The organism is Streptomyces sp. NPDC001568 (genome assembly GCF_042893755.1).
Taxonomy (GTDB): domain Bacteria; phylum Actinomycetota; class Actinomycetes; order Streptomycetales; family Streptomycetaceae; genus Streptomyces.
Window position 1 is genome coordinate 241027 of record NZ_JBIAVF010000007.1, and the last position, 14771, is coordinate 255797.

Consider the following 14771-nt stretch of genomic DNA (forward strand, 5'->3'; position numbering starts at 1 on the left):
GGGGCGCCGGGGATGCCGGCGCCCCCGTCCGTACCCGGCTGTCAGGTGTTGCTGGTTCCCCACTCGTCCTCGCCGGCCGCGCCACCGCCGACCCGGCCCCGCAGGGTCCGTACCCGCTCGGTCAGCGAGTCCGGGACGGCGTCGCCGACCTTGTCGCTCACCACGGCGAAGGCCTTGCCCGCGAACTGGCGCCCGCTCTGACCGGCCGTTTCGGCGGCGTTGCGGACCGCCGGGTTCTGCGCGACCTGGCGCGCGGACTTCTTCAGCTGCTCGTAGCGCTCGCGTCCCGCCCGTGTGCCGAGGACGTATCCGAGGGCCAGTCCGACCACGAACGTGACCTTGTACCGCATGCCTGCCACCCTTCGTCGTGTGGTGCCCGGCCCGCTGGCGATACCGATTGGCGGAGCACCCCCCTGCTTGCGCTAATCTATGACTCGCAACGAGCGCTCGCCCCCCGGCAAGGCCGGAGGTGGGCCGTTCGATGCACCCGCAGCAATCCCCTGTAGCTCAATTGGCAGAGCAGCCGACTGTTAATCGGCAGGTTACTGGTTCGAGTCCAGTCGGGGGAGCGCGGTCCCCTGTAGCTCAATTGGCAGAGCAGCCGACTGTTAATCGGCAGGTTACTGGTTCGAGTCCAGTCGGGGGAGCAAAGAAGAAGGGGACCCGGTCGGGTCCTCTTTTTTTGTCCGGATCCTGGAACCGGGCAGCACTCGATACGGTCTCTCTGGACAGCGAAGCCGATCATGCGAGGCATCCGAGGCAGGAGATCGTATGAGCGGCTATGCTGCGGCAGACGGCGCGCACACATGTACGCGCCACGCCGTAAAGGGGCGGTAGCTCAGCCGGTTAGAGCAGCGGACTCATAATCCGTCGGCCGTGGGTTCGAGTCCCACCCGCCCCACCGCAGAGCAGGTGTGCAGAAACGATAAGGCGGTCCTTCGGGGCCGCCTTTCGCGCGTTTCGGGCCCGGGTGCGGTGCCCGGCCCCGAGCGGCCGCAGGCGCTCGGGGCGGCTGCGGCCGCGCGGTGGCGGGGGTGCGGGGCGGGGAGGGCTAGAAGTTCTCGCTCTCCTCCACCAGGTGGCGCAGTACGTCGTCGAGGTCGTGGCGGCGGGCGAAGGCGGCGCGCTGGCGGGCGGCGCCCGAGCCGTCGCGCAGCAGTCCGCCCAGGGTCTTGGCCGCGTGGTCGAGGTCACCGGCGGCGGCCAGCGCCGGGGCGACCAGGTCGAGCAGGGCCTCCGCCAGGTCGGCGGCCGGGAGTTCGACCCCCGTGTACGGGTCCAGGCCGAAGCCCTCCAGCCCGTCGTGCGCGGCCCGCCAACGCGCGAGCCGTAGGACGTCGTCCCGCAGGGCGGGCTCCGGCACCCGCTCCGCGATGTCGCGCAGGGCCGTTGCCACCAGGGCGCGGCCCAGTTCCGCCTGGAGGACGGCCGTGTCGAGGTCCGGGGACATGTCGGGCGCCCGGATCTCGAGCGTCGGCCAGTTCCCGGACGGGCGGAGGTCCCAATAGACCATCTTGGTGTCCAGGGCGGCCCCGGAGCCGAGCAGGGTCTGGACGGAGCGCCGGAAGTGCGCCGTGGACGTGAAGTGCGGGGGCGGCCCGGCGGAGGGCCAGCCCGACCAGGCCATGGCCCGCCAGCTGGAGTGGCCGGTGTCGCGGCCGCCCCAGTAGGGGGAGTTGGCCGCCAGCGCGATCAGCGTGGGCAGCCAAGGTCTGACCCGGTTCGAGACCGCCACGGCCGTGTCCACGTCGAGGGTGCCGATGTGGACGTGGCGGCCACAGCTGACCAGGGTGTCGGTCAGGGCGCCGAAGCGGCGGTGCTGCTCGCGCTGGCGCGGCTCGTCGTCGGTCAGGTGCAGCGGCCCCTCCAGGGCCACGACCGGCGAGGGAGCGGCGAGCAGCCGGCAGCCGTGCGCGCGGGCGGCCCGGGCGAGGGTGCGCCGCAGGGCGGCGAGCTCCTCGCGCAGGGTGACCGCGGAGTCGGCGACCGGGGTGGCGATCTCCACCTGGTACCGGGTCCCCTCGGCGTGCAGTTCGTGGGGGAGTCCGGCGGCGGTGGCGAGGACGTGCTGAGCGGCCGGGACCACCCGCAGGGTGCGGGCGTCGACGAGGAGGAACTCCTCCTCGACCCCGACGGTGAGGGGGGAGGTGCGGCCGGTCGCGGTGCGCGGGCGGTGGCCCGTGGGGCTGGTGTCACTGGTGCTCGTGGTGCTGTTGCCAGGTTCGATCACTACGCCTCCCTGGACATACGAGTCTTTTCATCATGAGCCGAGCGGGAGGCGGGGAGGGTACGAGGATTCGGTCAAATGTCCGGTGATAGTGGCGGGTTAGCGGCAGGACCCGGCCAGGCCTGGGACGTCGGATCCGGGTGGGGAAGGCGTTGCGGATGTGTGAACAACGGCCATCGGCCCCGGGGTCGCCCGCGGGCCGGTGGTTATCATCCGCTGTGACCGGTACCGCCTCTCCTCCGCAGCCCCGCCGACGGATATTCGCCGACCTGACCCCCTTGCGCACCTCCGCCGACTACCGGCGGCTGTGGGTCGGGAGCACCATCTCCTGGCTGGGACAGGCGATGACCGCACTCGCCATCTCCCTCCAGGTCTACGAGATCACCGGATCCAGCTTCTCGGTCGGGCTGGTCGGACTCTTCTCCCTGGTTCCGCTCGTCGCCTTCGGCCTCTACGGCGGCGCCATCGCCGACACCGTCGACCGGCGCAAACTCGGCCTCTACAGCTCCCTCGGGCTCACCGGACTGTCCCTCGCCCTGGCCGGAGCGGCGCTGCTCGACTACCACCGGGTGTGGTTGCTCTACGCGGTCGTCGCCCTCCAGGCCGTCTGCGGGGCGCTGAACGGGCCGGCCCGGTCGGCCATGATCCCGAGGTTGCTGCCGAAGGAGCAACTGCCCGCCGCCAACGCGCTGAACTCCGTCACCATGACCACCGGGATGATGGCCGGGCCCGTCCTGGGCGGAGTCATCGTCGGCTGGTGGGGCTACCAGGCGGCGTACGTGATCGACGCCGTGACCTTCGGGGCGGCCCTCTACGCCATGTGGCGGCTGCCGTCGATGCTGCCCGAGGGCAAGCAGGGGCGGGCCTCGGTCGTGGACGGGCTGCGCTTCCTCGGCACCCGGCCCAACATCCGGATGACCTTCTTCTCCGACCTGGCCGCGATGGTGCTGGCCCAGCCGCGAGCGCTGTTCCCGGCCATCGCCGTGCTCTGGTACGGCGGTGACGCCACGACGGTGGGCCTGCTGGTGGCCGCCCCGGCGGTGGGGGCGTTGCTCGGCGGGTTGTTCTCCGGCTGGCAGGGGCGGATCCGCAGCCACGGGCTGGCGATCCTGATCTCCGTCGCGGCGTGGGGGCTGGCCGTGGCCGTCTTCGGGCTGACCCGGAACCTGTGGGCCGGCCTGTTCTTCCTGGCCGTGGCCGGCTGCGCCGACACCGTCTCCATGGTGTTCCGCACCACGATGCTCCAGGCCGCCACCCCGGACGGCATGCGCGGCCGGCTCCAGGGCGTCTTCATCGTGGTCGTCGCGGGCGGGCCCCGACTCGGGGACTTCCTCGCCGGGACCGCCGCCGAACTCACCTCACCCGCCGTCGCCGTCACCGGGGGCGGCCTCGCCTGCGTCCTCGTGGTGGGCCTGCTCGCCGCCCGGTGGCGCGATTTCGCCCGCTACGACGCCCGCTCGCCGCAGGCCTGAACCCCGGGCCCCGCGACCTACGCGTCCACCGGCTCGCGGGTGCGTTCCCCGCCCCGGTCGCCGGTGTTCCGGGTGCCGGTGGGCTCGAAGAGCAGGATCGCCACCTCTTCCCGCGCCACCGGGAGGTGCTCGACCCCGCGCGGGACCACGTACAGCTCGCCCGGGTGCAGGACGACCTCGTCGTCCCGGAGTCGGATCGTGAGGGTGCCGCTCACCACGAGGAACATCTCGTCGGTGTCCTCGTGGCTGTGCCAGACGAACTCGCCCTGGAGGCGGGCCGCCTTGACCTCGTAGTCGTTGACGCGGGCGATCCGGCGCGGAGCCCACTGCTCGGTGAAACCGGCCAGCTTTTCGGCGATGTTGACCTTCTGTGTCGTCATGTGGACAGGCTGCCCCGGCGGGCGGGGCCCGTCTTGTACGTTCCTGACATGGCCGCCGCACCACCGCGCAGTTCCGTCTCCGCCTGGCGGCCGCCCGTCGCCGGCATCGCCGAGGTCTTCCACGCCCGGTTCACCGCGCATGCCTACCCGGCGCACGTCCACGACACCTGGACCCTGATGCTCCTCGATCGCGGCCGCGTGGACTTCGCCCTCGACCGCGAGCGGCACGGCGCCGGGGTCCGTGACCCGGTGATCCTGCTGCCGCCCGGTGTGGCCCACGACGGCCGGACCGTCACCGAGACCGGCTTCCGCAAACGGGTGCTCTACCTCGACACCTCCGTCCTGCCGGAACGGCTGACCGGGGCCGCCGTGGACAGCCCGTTGTTGCGCGATGCGGCGTTGGGGGAACGCCTGGACGGTCTGCACCGGGCCCTGGCCGCGCCCGATCCGTTGGAGGCCGAGACCCGGTTGGCCTTCGTGGGGGAGCGTCTGCGGTGGTGGCTGGCGGGGCGACGGTCCGCGCCGTACGAGGCCCCGGGCGAGGGGGTCGCCGTACGGCTGCGGGAGCTGCTGGACGCCCGGGTGGTCGAGGGCGTCACGCTCGCGCAGGCGGCGACCGCGCTGGGCGGCGTACATCCCACCCACCTCGTACGGGCCTTCCGGCGGGCCTACGGGCTGCCGCCGCACGCCTATCTGATCGGGCGACGGGTGGCCCGGGCGCGGGAACTGCTCCTGGCGGGCACGCCCGCCGCCGAGGCGGCGACGGCGGCCGGGTTCCACGACCAGGCGCACCTGACCCGGCACTTCGGGCGGCACGTCGGGATCGGGCCGGCCGGATTCGCCCGTTCCGGCCGAATGTGAAGGGAAGTTGGCGGGTTCGTTGCGATGCCGTTGCCACCCCTTCCGTTTTATTTCTGTTCGACATATGACAGTTCGGCAGTCCTCGCCCGCGCCGACGCGGGCGATCCAGCCGACCCAGTCGACCAGGAGGAAGGCCTTCATGCGCCTTCGCACGTTCGTCACCACCGCGGTGGCCACCGCCGCACTCGCCGGAGCGCTCGCCCCGCAGGCCGTCGCGGCCCCCCAGAACCGGGCCTGCTCGCCCCATTTGTCGGTCAGGGGATTCTCCGACTCGCTCGACAAGGACCTCCTCGACGGACGGCTGGTCGGCGGCATCTCCGGCCTCTCCCTCGACCGCGACGGCTCGGTCGCCGCGATCTCCGACAAGTCGGCGCTCTACCGCCTCAAGGTCGCCCGCGGCGACACCCCGACGGCCACGGCCACCACCCGGCTGCCCCTCACCGACGGCGCCGGCAAGGCACTCGACTCGGAGGGCGTGGTCGTCGACCGCGACGGGACCTACCTCATCACCGACGAGAACGCCCCGGCCATCCGCCGCCACAGCCGCACCGGCCAGGTCCTCGCCACCCTGCCCGTCCCGCCCGCGTTCCGGCTCGCGCCCGAGGGCCGGGCCACCGTGAACCAGACCTTCGAATCGCTCACCCTGCTGCCGGGCGGCCGGACCCTGGTCGCCGGGGTCGAGGGCCCGCTCGCCGGCGACGGCAAGGACGCGCAGGGCCGCACCCTGCAACGCATCCAGACCTGGGAACGCCGCTGGGACGGGCAGTTCGTCCTCGGCCGCCAGTACGCCTACCCCGTCGACGCCGGCCACGGCCTGGTCGAACTCGCGCCGACCCGCGACGGGCGGCTGATCGTGCTGGAACGCGGCTTCACCCAGCAGTTCGCCATCACCGTACGGCTCTACGTCGCCGACCCGCTCGGCGCGAGCGACACCACGAAGGTCGACACCCTCACCGCCGGCCCCGGCCTGCGGGTCGCCCGCAAGACGCCGATCGGCGACCTGAACGACTGCCCGACGCTCGGCGCCCCGTCGAAGCTGCCGCAGAACCACCCGCTGGTCGACAACGTCGAGGGCATGGTCGTCCTCGACGACGACACCCGCGGTCGCACCCGACTGCTGCTGGCCAGTGACGACAACGAGTTCCCGCAGCAGATCACCCGGCTCTACACGCTGGACGTCCGCCTGCCGGCGCGGGGCCACCGGTAGGCAGCGCCCTACGGTCCGACCACGCCCCGGGCCACGCCGAGCGCCACCAGGTCCTGGGGACGGATGCGCAGTTGCTCCGCCGTCTCCGGGGCGCGGTCGGCGGGGCGCTTGAGGATGGCCGCCGCCAGCTCCGGGGCGATCACCGAGAAGTAGCTGTCCGGCGTCACCCAGGTGTTCCCGGGCGCGGCCAGCGCGAGCGCGCCCCCCGAGCCGCCCTCGCCGATCAGCAGGGTCGTCACCGGGACCGTGGCCGCGGCGAGCGCCGCGAAGGTGTCGGCGATGGCCGCGCCGGCCCCCGCGTGCTCGGCCGCGGCGTCGTTGGCCGCGCCCGGGGTGTCCACCAGGGTCAGCACCGGGATCCCGAGCCGGTCCGCGAGGCGCACCACGCGGGCGGCCGTACGGTAGCCCGCCGGGCGGGTGGCGGTGCCGCACTGGGCGGCGTACGCCACGGCCCGCCCGTCCCGCAGCCCGAACCCGCACAGCATGCCCGGGTCGACGCCGCCGGCCCGGTCCCCGGAGAGCGGCAGCCGCAGGTCGAAGTGCGCCTCCAGGTAGGCCTCGGCGCGGGGCCGGGCCGGGTGCCGGGCCTGGAGGACGGCGTCCCAGCCGGTGGCGGGCGGCGCCACGTCGGCCAGCGCGGCCGGGGGCGCCACGGCGTCGGCCGTCCGGGGCGCGGCCAGCACGCGCAGCCAGTCCGCCAGTACGGCGGGCAGCTCCGCGGGAGGCACCACGGCGTCGACGTGCCCGGCGGCGTACTGGCCCTCGGCGGTGTAGGCCGCCGGATCGGCGTCGGCGGGCCGCACCCGGGACCCGGCGAACCCGACCTGCGCGCCGGGGAGCGCGAGCACCACGTCGGCGCCGGCCCCGAGGGTGGCCCAGCCGCCGCCGGTCGTCGGATCGCGCAGCACCGCGATCTGCGGCAGGCCGGCCGCCCGGGTCCGTACGCATTGCGCGGCCACCCGCTGGAGCTGGGCCAGCGCGAGCATCCCCTCCTGCATCCGGGATCCGCCGGTGGCGATGAGCGACACCAGCGGCAGGCCGTGTTCCCGAGCGTGCCCGTACGCGGCTTCGAGCCGGTCTCCGGTGCGGCGGCCGAGGGACCCGCCGAGGAATCCGAACTCGAAGGAGATCAGGGCGGCTTCGTGGCCCCCGATGCGGGCCGTGCCGGTCACGACGGACTCCTGCTCACCGGTGCGGGCCGTGGCCCGGGCCCGGGAGGCGTCGTAGCCCGCCCAGCCGAGGGGGCCGTCGGTCGGTGACTCCCCTGGCGGGGCGGGGAGTTCGGCGAAGCTGTCGGGATCCACGAGGGCGGCGATGGCGGCACGGGCCGAGAGGCGGGTCGTCACCCCCACACCCTAGGCCGCCGCCCAACCCGCCGGCGGGCCGGCCGGGTCGGCCCGCGCCTCAATCGCCGGCGGGACCATGCACGGTCCCGGGCTTCCGCGAAGCCTCCCGGGGCTCCGCCCCGGACCCCGCGCCTCAAACGCCGGCGAGGCTGGATCGGCGGACCTGCGCGTCTCAATCGTCGGCGGGGTTGGATCGGTCGGACCCGGCGTCTCAATCGTCGGCGGGGTTGGATCGGCGGACCTGCGCGTCTCAATCGTCGGCGGGGTTGGATCGGCGGACCTGCGCGTCTCAATCGTCGGCGGGGTTGGATCGGTCGGACCCGGCGTCTCAATCGTCGGCGGGGTCGGATCGGTCGGACCCGGCGTCTCGATCGTCGGCGGGGCTGGACGGGACGGGACGGGGGGCCGCAGGTCGGGGTCGGGGACGGGGTGGGGTGTTGGCCGGGACTAAAACGTGATTTGTTGGCGCGCGGTGCCGCCCGCCAACCGGGCCCGGAACAGGCGCCATAAATCATGCCCGTCCCGGACGACACCCCACCCCGGCACCGGCCCCGACCCACCCGCAGCAGAACCGAACCCCGCCCCCGCCCAGGACCCCCGCCGGCCGGCAGCCCCGCCCCCGACCCTGATCCCGACCCCGACCCCGCCTCCGGACCCGGCCCCCTCCCGACCCCGACCTGCGGCGCCGCCTACAGCGCCGATTCCCAGCGCAGCGTCGTGCCCTGGGTGCCGGTGGGGGTGCGGCCGTCGTCGGAGACGGTCAGGTGGACGTGGGTCGGGGTCGCGTCGATGGCGACCTCGATCGAGGTGACCCCGCTCCGCCGGTGCGCCGCGGCCAGCGCCCCGCGCAGGGCGGCGAGCAGGTCCCCCGCCACCGACTCCGGCAGCAACGCGTCCACCGCGCCCGCGAAGTGCACCGACGGCTGGAAGCCGAGCAACACCGCCGCCCCGCCGGTCTCCCGCAGCACCCGCCCCCGAAACGTCGTCGGCGCGTCGGTCGGCGGCTGCTGAAGGGCGAAGATGGCCGTCCGGACCTCCTGGATCGTGGAGTCCAGCTCGTCGACGGCCCGGCTCAGCTCCTCACCGACCGTGTCCCCGGCCGGCGCGTTCGAGGAGCGCCGCCGGGTGCTCTCCAGCATCATCTCCGTCGCGAACAGCCGTTGGACCACCAGGTCGTGCAGGTCCCGCGCGATCCGGTCGCGGTCCTCGTACACGGCGAGTTGCTCGCGGTCGTGCTGCGCGTCCGCGAGGACGAGCGCCAGCGCGGCCTGCGAGGCGAACTGCGAGGCCAGCAGCCGGTCCACGGCGTCGTACGGCGGCCCGCCCCGTCCCCTGGGCAGGGCCAGCGTGCCGATCAGCTGCCCGCCGCTCTGCAGCGGCAGCATCATGCTCGGGCCGAAGCGCTCCCGCACGTGGGTGGTCATCCGCGGATCCGTCGCCGAGTCCTCGATGAACACCGGTTCCCCGCCCAGCAGTTGCTCCAGCACCGCCGATCCCGGCGCGATCGCCGTGCCGACCAGGTCCCCGGGGTCCCCGTGCGTGGAGGCGGCGACGATCTCCATGCCGCCCTCGGGGGTCGGCTGGAGCACGACCCCGGCCGCCGCGTCCGCCAGCAGCCGGGCCCGCTCGGCCACGCACATCAGGGCGTCGGCGGCCGGCCGGCCCGCCAGCAGGGTGGTGGTCACCGCGGCGGCGCCCTCGATCCAGCGCTCCCGCCGGCGCACGGTCTCGTACAGCCGCGCGTTGCCGATCGCTATCCCCGCCTGCGAGGCCAGGACGCGCAGCAGCGCGAGGTCCTCCTCGGTGAAGGGGCCGCCGTCGCGCTTCTCCGTGAGGTAGAGGTTCCCGAACACCTCGGTGTGCACCCGGATCGGTACGCCGAGGAAGCCCCGCATCGGGGGGTGACCCGGTGGGAAGCCCGCCGACCGGGGGTCCTGCGTCAGGTCGTTCAGGAGCAGCGGTCGCGGGTCGGTGATCAGCGCTCCGAGCAGGCCGGAGCGGCCGTCGGGCAGCCGGGGGATCGCGGCCCGTTCGGACTCCGTCAGGCCGACGGTGAACAGCCTGGTCAGCCGGGCGCGCTCGGGGTCGACGACCCCGAGCGCGCCGTACCGCGCCGTGCACAGTTCGGCGGCGGATTCCACGATGTGCTGGAGGGTGGCGTGCAGTTCCAGTTCCGAGCCGACGCTGAGGACCGCTTCCAGCAGGACCGGGAGGCCGGCCGTCGCGGCGGCGGGGGCCGTTTCCTCCGTCATCCGGCCAACGGGTTGAGAACCATGGGTGCGATCTTTCCTTCCAGCATCGCGCCGAGACCGAGTACGGCGCACACGTCGGGCCGTTCCGCGATGGCCACGGGCATTCCGGTCTGGTCCCGCAGCATCTGGTCCAGGCCGGGCAGCAGGGCGCTGCCGCCCACCATCATGATCCCCCGGTCCGTCAGGTCGGCGACCAGGTCGGGCGGGCAGTCGCGGAGCACCTTGCCGATGCCGTCGAGCACGGCGGTCAGCGGGGTGTGGATGGCGTCGCGGACGGCCGCGGTGTCCACGTGGACGGAGCGGGCGAGTCCGGTGGCCACGTCGCGGCCGTGGATGAGGGTGGAGGTCGGGCCGCCGGCGGTCAGGCCGTTGCCGTGCAGGGCCAGCTGGAGCGGGCGTACGGCCTGGCTCGGGAGCATCAGCTCGTGGGCGTGCCGCAGGTGCTGGACCACGGCGTGGTCGATGGCCTCGCCGCCGACGGGGATCCGCTGGGCGGTGACGATCGAGCCGAGGGACAGGACCGCCACCTGGGTGGCCGCCGCCCCGCACACCATGATCATCGTCGCGGTCGGCTGCTCCACGGGCAGGCCGCAGCCGACGGCCGCCGCGATCAGGGTGTCGACGAGTTCGACGCGCCGGGCGCCGAGTCCGACGAGGGTCTCGACGGTGGCCCGCTGGGCCAGCGGGTCGGCGTCGTGCGGGGTGCAGGCGGCGGCGCGCAGCCGGGGCTTGCGGCGCAGTGCGCGGCGCAGCTTCTCGCCGAGCAGGTGACGCAGCATCCGCTGCGCCATTTCGATGTCGACGACGGTGCCGCCGGAGACCGGACGCACGACCCGGATGTAGTCGGGCGTGCGGCCCGTCATCCGTTCGGCGAAGGTGCCGACGGCGATGAGCGCGCCGGTTCGCGTGTTGACGGCGGCGACGCTGGGCTCGTCGACGACCAGTCCGGCGCCCTTGACGTACACGCGGGTCCTGGCGGCTCCCAGGTCGACGGCGACGTGGCAGCGGCGCAACTGCTCAAGACTGACGGTCACGGCAGATCCTCCCGAGAGCACTGACGCAAGGGACCGGCGGGTGCCGGTCGCATTTCATATCTTCTCGGGTAAATGGGGTATGGCGCCCGTTGGGATGCTCCGGGCGGGGTGTGTCACATGGGTCCGGAGGTGCTGCACGGGGGTGGATTTCTGTACCGACAGGCCGCACGATGCGCGCACGTCCGCGCTACTGGCGCGTAACAAGGTAAAGGGGACCCGATGCTGACGCCCCGCCAGACGATCCTCGCGCTCCTGGCGCTCTGCGCCGCGCTGCTCGCGCCCCTGCCGGCCCACGCGGCGACCGGCGGCCCCCCGGTCGGCGCCCCCGCCGCCGCCCGCAACCCGGTGGTCCTCGTCCACGGTTACAACGCCGACCCGGGTGTCTGGGGCTCCCTGCGGGAGGACCTGAAGGCCGACGGGTACACCGACTCGGAGCTCTTCTCGTGGGGTTACGACACCCACCAGTCCGTCAACGAGGTCCTCTCCGGGCGCCTCGCCGCGTACGTCGACCAGGTCCGCCGTCAGACCGGCGCCGCCAGGGTCGACATCGTCGGCCACTCCTTCGGATCCCTCGTCAGTCGCTGGTACGTCAAGCACGGCGGCGGCGGCGCCACCGTCGGCCGCTGGATCTCGCTGGCCGGCCCCAACCACGGCACCTCCACCGCCTGGGCCTGCGCGCTGTGGGACCAGGCCTGCCGGGACATGACCCCCGGCTCCTACGTCGTGAAGAACCTGGCCGCCGGGGACGAGACCCCGGGGCAGGTGCGGTACGCGACCTTCTGGTCGGAGTGCGACGAGATCGTCAACCCCGACAGCAGCGTCCCGCTCGCCGGCGCGACCAACACGCCGGTCGGCTGCCTGGACCACAACGACCTGCTCGGCGACGAGGCCACGTCGGCCGGGGTCCGCGCCTTCCTGGCCTCCTGAACCCGCCCCGCCCCGCCCTCAGCCCGTCCCCGGCACCCCGTCGCCGCCGTCGACGACCCGCTGGAGCAGTCCGTACGTGAACTCCGCCACGCGGGGCCGGCCCGAGGCCGTGAACGCGAGGCGCCGGCGGGTCGGGGCGGTGCCCTCCATGGGCAGCGCCGGGGGGAAGGCCCGCGCGACCTCGTCCACCGTCGCCGACCAGGGCCGCAGATCGGCGGCCGTCTCCAGAACGGGACCCGGCAGGCCCGGGGCCCGGACCAGCCACTCGTTCCACACCGCCGCGTCCGGCGCGGCCAGCACCTCGAACCGCAGTTCCGGCCAGAGCGGGAGCGCCCACAGCAGCGCCTCGCACTCCAGGTCGCCGATGGTCCGCCGCTCCACGGACTCCGGCGGCCCGAGCACGGACCGGTAGCGGGCCAGGGCCCCGCGGGAGCGGGGCGAGCGGACCATGGCCTGCCAGCGCTTGTTCGCCTCGCGCTGCTCGGCGAGGCCGGCGCCCATCCGCAGCCGGGCCTCCTCGGCGAGGTCCGGCTGGAAGTCCGCCATCCTGCGCAGCAGGACGAGCTGGAATGCGGTCGGGCCGAAGGTCGTACGGGCGCCGGGACGCGGGTTCGCAGTCATGGAGGCAAAGATTCCACACAGGATCCTTACGAACCCGCGATGCGGAAGTCGTGGTCGACCGCGTAGCCTGCGGGCGCCATGGACTACTGCCACGCCTGTCGGAGGCACCTCAACGGCGCACTCGCGTGCGCCGGCTGCGGAACTCCGGCCGCCCACCTGATACCCGCCGCGCCGACCGCGGGGGCGGCGCCCCCTGCCGTGCCGCCCGGCTCCGACCCACCGGCCGCGTTGTCGGAGGTGTTCGCCGACTCGCTCGTGGTGCTGTCCGGCCCGGACGAGGGCCGGGCCGGAGCCCGTCGGCGGGCCGGCGGCCGGCGCCGGACCCGGCGGACCGTGCTGTCCGTGGGCCTCGGGCTGGCGCTCGCGGCCGGCAGTTCGATCGCGGTGGCCCGGATCGTGACCGACGACGAGGGCGCCGACCGGGCCGCCAAGGTCGTCATGAAGGACGAGACGGAGCCGCAGCAGGCGGTTCCGGCCCCGGCCCTGACCACCGGTGCGGCGCCGTCGACCAAGGTCGGCGGGGGCGCCGGGTCGGCGAAGGGCGCCGCGGGCGCCACGAAGTCGGCCGGGCCCACGGCGTCGCCGAGCGCGTCCGTGTCCGCATCGGCGGCGCAGGCCTCCGCCTCGGCGAAACCGGAGCCCTCGCAGAGCAGTACCGGGACCTCCGTACGCCCGTCGAAGCCCGCGCAGCCCGCTCCGAGCACCTCCGCGACGTCGAAGCCGCCGCAGCCCACGCCCACGAAGACGAAGCCGGCGAAGCCGACGCCCAAGCCGACGCCCACCGAGGACGACTGCTGGCTGTTCTGCTGGTGAGCCGCCGGGCGGTCAGCCCAGCATCCTCCTGAGCAGGTCCCGCAGCGCCGTGCGCTCGTCCGCCGACAGCCCGGAGAGGGGCTCGCGGGCGAAGTCCAGGGACTCGCGCAGTCGCTCCGCCGTGTGCAGGCCCTCTTCGGTGGGCGCGGCCAGTTTCACCCGGCGGTCGGCCGGGTCCGGACGGCGTTCGACCAGTCCGCGGGTCTCCAGCCGGTCGATGATGCCGGTCACGTTGGACGGCTCGCAGCGCAGCTTCTGCGCGATGCGGCGCATGGGCAGCGGCTCCATGGACAGCAGCGCCAGTACCCGGGCCTGGGCTCCGGTGAGCTGGTGGCGTGCGGCCGCGTCCTCGTACTCCATGTGGTAGCGGGCCACGACGTCGCCGATGAGCTCGACGACCTCAAGGGTCACTGGGTCTGTGCGACGACTGGGCATGACACCAGCGTACCCATTTACTTGACAACATGAAATATCCAGCTGCATGGTTGTTTCATGTGGTGAAGCACTTTCGGGTGCGACGCCGTCCTTCCCCCAGGTCATCAGGAGTGCCCCATGTCCGAGATCCCTGCCGTCAGCCGCGAATGGCACCTCGTCCGCCGCCCGCAGGGCTGGCCCGTCGCCGAGGACTTCGCCCTGCGCGAGGTTCCGGTGTCCGCCGAGCCCGCCCCCGGCCGGATCCTGGTCCGCAACCTCCACATGTCCGTCGACCCCTACATGCGCGGCCGGATGAACGAGACCAAGTCCTACATCCCGCCCTTCCAGCTCGACGAGCCGATGCAGGGCGGCGCGGTCGGCGAGGTCGTCGCCTCCGCCGCCGAGGGCTTCGCGGTCGGTGACCACGTCCTGCACCACCTCGGCTGGCGCGAGTACGCGGAGCTCGACGCGGCGTACGCCACCAAGGTCGACGCGAAGATCGCCCCGCTCTCCGCCTACCTCGGCGTCCTCGGCATGCCGGGCCTGACCGCCTACGCGGGCCTCTTCGAGGTGGCCTCCTTCAAGGAGGGCGACGCCGTCTTCGTCTCCGGCGCGGCCGGCGCCGTCGGCGGTCTCGTCGGCCAGTTCGCGAAGATCAAGGGCGCCTCCCGGGTGATCGGCTCCGCCGGCTCGGACGAGAAGGTGACGCTCCTCACCGAGAAGTACGGCTTCGACGCCGCCTTCAACTACAAGAACGGCCCCGTCGCCGAGCAGCTGCGCGCCGCCGCCCCCGAAGGCATCGACGTCTACTTCGACAACGTCGGCGGGGACCACCTGGAAGCCGCGATCTCCTCGCTCAACGTCCACGGCCGCGCCACCCTCTGCGGCGCCATCGCCGGCTACAACGACACCGAGCCCGCACCGGGCCCGCGCAACCTGATGATGGTCATCGGCAAGCGGCTGCGGCTCCAGGGCATCCTCGTCGGGGACCACGCCGACCTGCAGCAGCAGTTCGTCCAGGACGTGGCCGGCTGGCTGAACTCCGGCGAGCTCCGCTACGACGAGACGGTCGTCGAGGGCGTCGAGAACGCGACCTCGGCCTTCCTCGGAATGCTCCGCGGCGAGAACACCGGAAAGATGATCGTTTCCTTCACCGGTTAGGCTCACTGCACACCGTCGTGATCGTGGGCGCGCATCACGGCGATTCATCCGGAGGA

At 73.5% G+C, this 14771-nt stretch carries 14 protein-coding genes and 3 tRNA genes; 9 read left to right on the plus strand and 8 right to left on the minus strand.

Annotation, left to right across the window (positions count from 1 at the left end; all coding sequences use genetic code 11):
- Positions 1-41: 41 nt before the first annotated feature.
- Positions 42-350, minus strand: a complete 309-nt coding sequence (locus ACFY0I_RS15355; protein ID WP_388894963.1) for a YtxH domain-containing protein — start codon at positions 348-350, stop codon at positions 42-44.
- A 146-nt stretch (positions 351-496) separates the two neighbouring features.
- Between ACFY0I_RS15355 and ACFY0I_RS15360 the strand changes: the two genes are divergently transcribed.
- The 3 genes from ACFY0I_RS15360 (at position 497) to ACFY0I_RS15370 (ending at position 901) form a co-directional block, all read left to right on the plus strand.
- Positions 497-569: transfer RNA gene (locus ACFY0I_RS15360), tRNA-Asn, on the plus strand.
- Positions 570-574: 5 nt separating this feature from the next.
- Positions 575-647 (plus strand) — tRNA-Asn (locus ACFY0I_RS15365).
- 180 nt (positions 648-827) lie between these two features.
- Positions 828-901 (plus strand) — tRNA-Ile (locus ACFY0I_RS15370).
- 150 nt (positions 902-1051) lie between these two features.
- On the opposite strand, the gene ACFY0I_RS15375 is transcribed toward ACFY0I_RS15370, so the two are convergent.
- A complete protein-coding gene (locus ACFY0I_RS15375; protein ID WP_388894966.1) occupies positions 1052-2230 on the minus strand; it encodes a glutamate--cysteine ligase in 1179 nt (392 codons plus the stop codon).
- 155 nt (positions 2231-2385) lie between these two features.
- Here ACFY0I_RS15375 and ACFY0I_RS15380 point away from each other — a divergent pair, with 155 nt between their 5' ends.
- Complete coding sequence (locus ACFY0I_RS15380; protein WP_388894969.1) at positions 2386-3699, plus strand: MFS transporter; 1314 nt, start codon at positions 2386-2388, stop codon at positions 3697-3699.
- A 17-nt stretch (positions 3700-3716) separates the two neighbouring features.
- Here the strand turns inward: ACFY0I_RS15380 and ACFY0I_RS15385 are convergent, their stop codons facing one another.
- Positions 3717-4079 (minus strand): cupin domain-containing protein, encoded by a 363-nt coding sequence (locus tag ACFY0I_RS15385; RefSeq protein ID WP_388894971.1) that lies wholly within the window; start codon positions 4077-4079, stop codon positions 3717-3719.
- Positions 4080-4127: 48 nt separating this feature from the next.
- Here ACFY0I_RS15385 and ACFY0I_RS15390 point away from each other — a divergent pair, with 48 nt between their 5' ends.
- Positions 4128-4940 carry a helix-turn-helix domain-containing protein gene (locus tag ACFY0I_RS15390; protein WP_388894974.1) on the plus strand — a complete coding sequence of 271 codons (813 nt, stop codon included), beginning with the start codon at positions 4128-4130 and terminating at the stop codon, positions 4938-4940.
- Between the two features lie 139 nt (positions 4941-5079).
- Complete coding sequence (locus ACFY0I_RS15395; RefSeq protein ID WP_388894977.1) at positions 5080-6147, plus strand: esterase-like activity of phytase family protein; 1068 nt, start codon at positions 5080-5082, stop codon at positions 6145-6147.
- 8 nt (positions 6148-6155) lie between these two features.
- On the opposite strand, the gene ACFY0I_RS15400 is transcribed toward ACFY0I_RS15395, so the two are convergent.
- The 3 genes from ACFY0I_RS15400 to ACFY0I_RS15410 form a co-directional block, all read right to left on the minus strand.
- Complete coding sequence (locus tag ACFY0I_RS15400; RefSeq protein WP_388894980.1) at positions 6156-7493, minus strand: carboxyl transferase domain-containing protein; 1338 nt, start codon at positions 7491-7493, stop codon at positions 6156-6158.
- Positions 7494-8182: 689 nt separating this feature from the next.
- On the minus strand, positions 8183-9745 hold the full coding sequence (locus tag ACFY0I_RS15405) for a GAF domain-containing protein (protein WP_388894982.1): 1563 nt from the start codon (positions 9743-9745) through the stop codon (positions 8183-8185).
- The gene (locus ACFY0I_RS15410; RefSeq protein ID WP_388894985.1) at positions 9742-10779 is read right to left on the minus strand and encodes a rod shape-determining protein; all 1038 of its coding nucleotides are present in this window, start codon (positions 10777-10779) and stop codon (positions 9742-9744) included. Before ACFY0I_RS15410 ends, ACFY0I_RS15405 begins: the two co-directional genes overlap by 4 nt.
- A 219-nt stretch (positions 10780-10998) precedes the next feature.
- Here ACFY0I_RS15410 and ACFY0I_RS15415 point away from each other — a divergent pair, with 219 nt between their 5' ends.
- On the plus strand, positions 10999-11706 hold the full coding sequence (locus ACFY0I_RS15415; protein WP_388894988.1) for an esterase/lipase family protein: 708 nt from the start codon (positions 10999-11001) through the stop codon (positions 11704-11706).
- 18 nt (positions 11707-11724) lie between these two features.
- On the opposite strand, the gene ACFY0I_RS15420 is transcribed toward ACFY0I_RS15415, so the two are convergent.
- Positions 11725-12327, minus strand: a complete 603-nt coding sequence (locus ACFY0I_RS15420; protein WP_388894991.1) for a hypothetical protein — start codon at positions 12325-12327, stop codon at positions 11725-11727.
- Positions 12328-12405: 78 nt separating this feature from the next.
- Here ACFY0I_RS15420 and ACFY0I_RS15425 point away from each other — a divergent pair, with 78 nt between their 5' ends.
- Positions 12406-13140, plus strand: a complete 735-nt coding sequence (locus ACFY0I_RS15425; protein ID WP_388894994.1) for a hypothetical protein — start codon at positions 12406-12408, stop codon at positions 13138-13140.
- A gap of 12 nt (positions 13141-13152) precedes the next feature.
- Here the strand turns inward: ACFY0I_RS15425 and ACFY0I_RS15430 are convergent, their stop codons facing one another.
- Entirely contained in the window at positions 13153-13575 is a 423-nt protein-coding gene (locus ACFY0I_RS15430) for a MarR family winged helix-turn-helix transcriptional regulator (RefSeq protein WP_385572288.1), read from the minus strand.
- A gap of 117 nt (positions 13576-13692) precedes the next feature.
- Here ACFY0I_RS15430 and ACFY0I_RS15435 point away from each other — a divergent pair, with 117 nt between their 5' ends.
- On the plus strand, positions 13693-14715 hold the full coding sequence (locus ACFY0I_RS15435; RefSeq protein ID WP_388894997.1) for an NADP-dependent oxidoreductase: 1023 nt from the start codon (positions 13693-13695) through the stop codon (positions 14713-14715).
- The last annotated feature ends 56 nt before the right edge of the window (positions 14716-14771 follow it).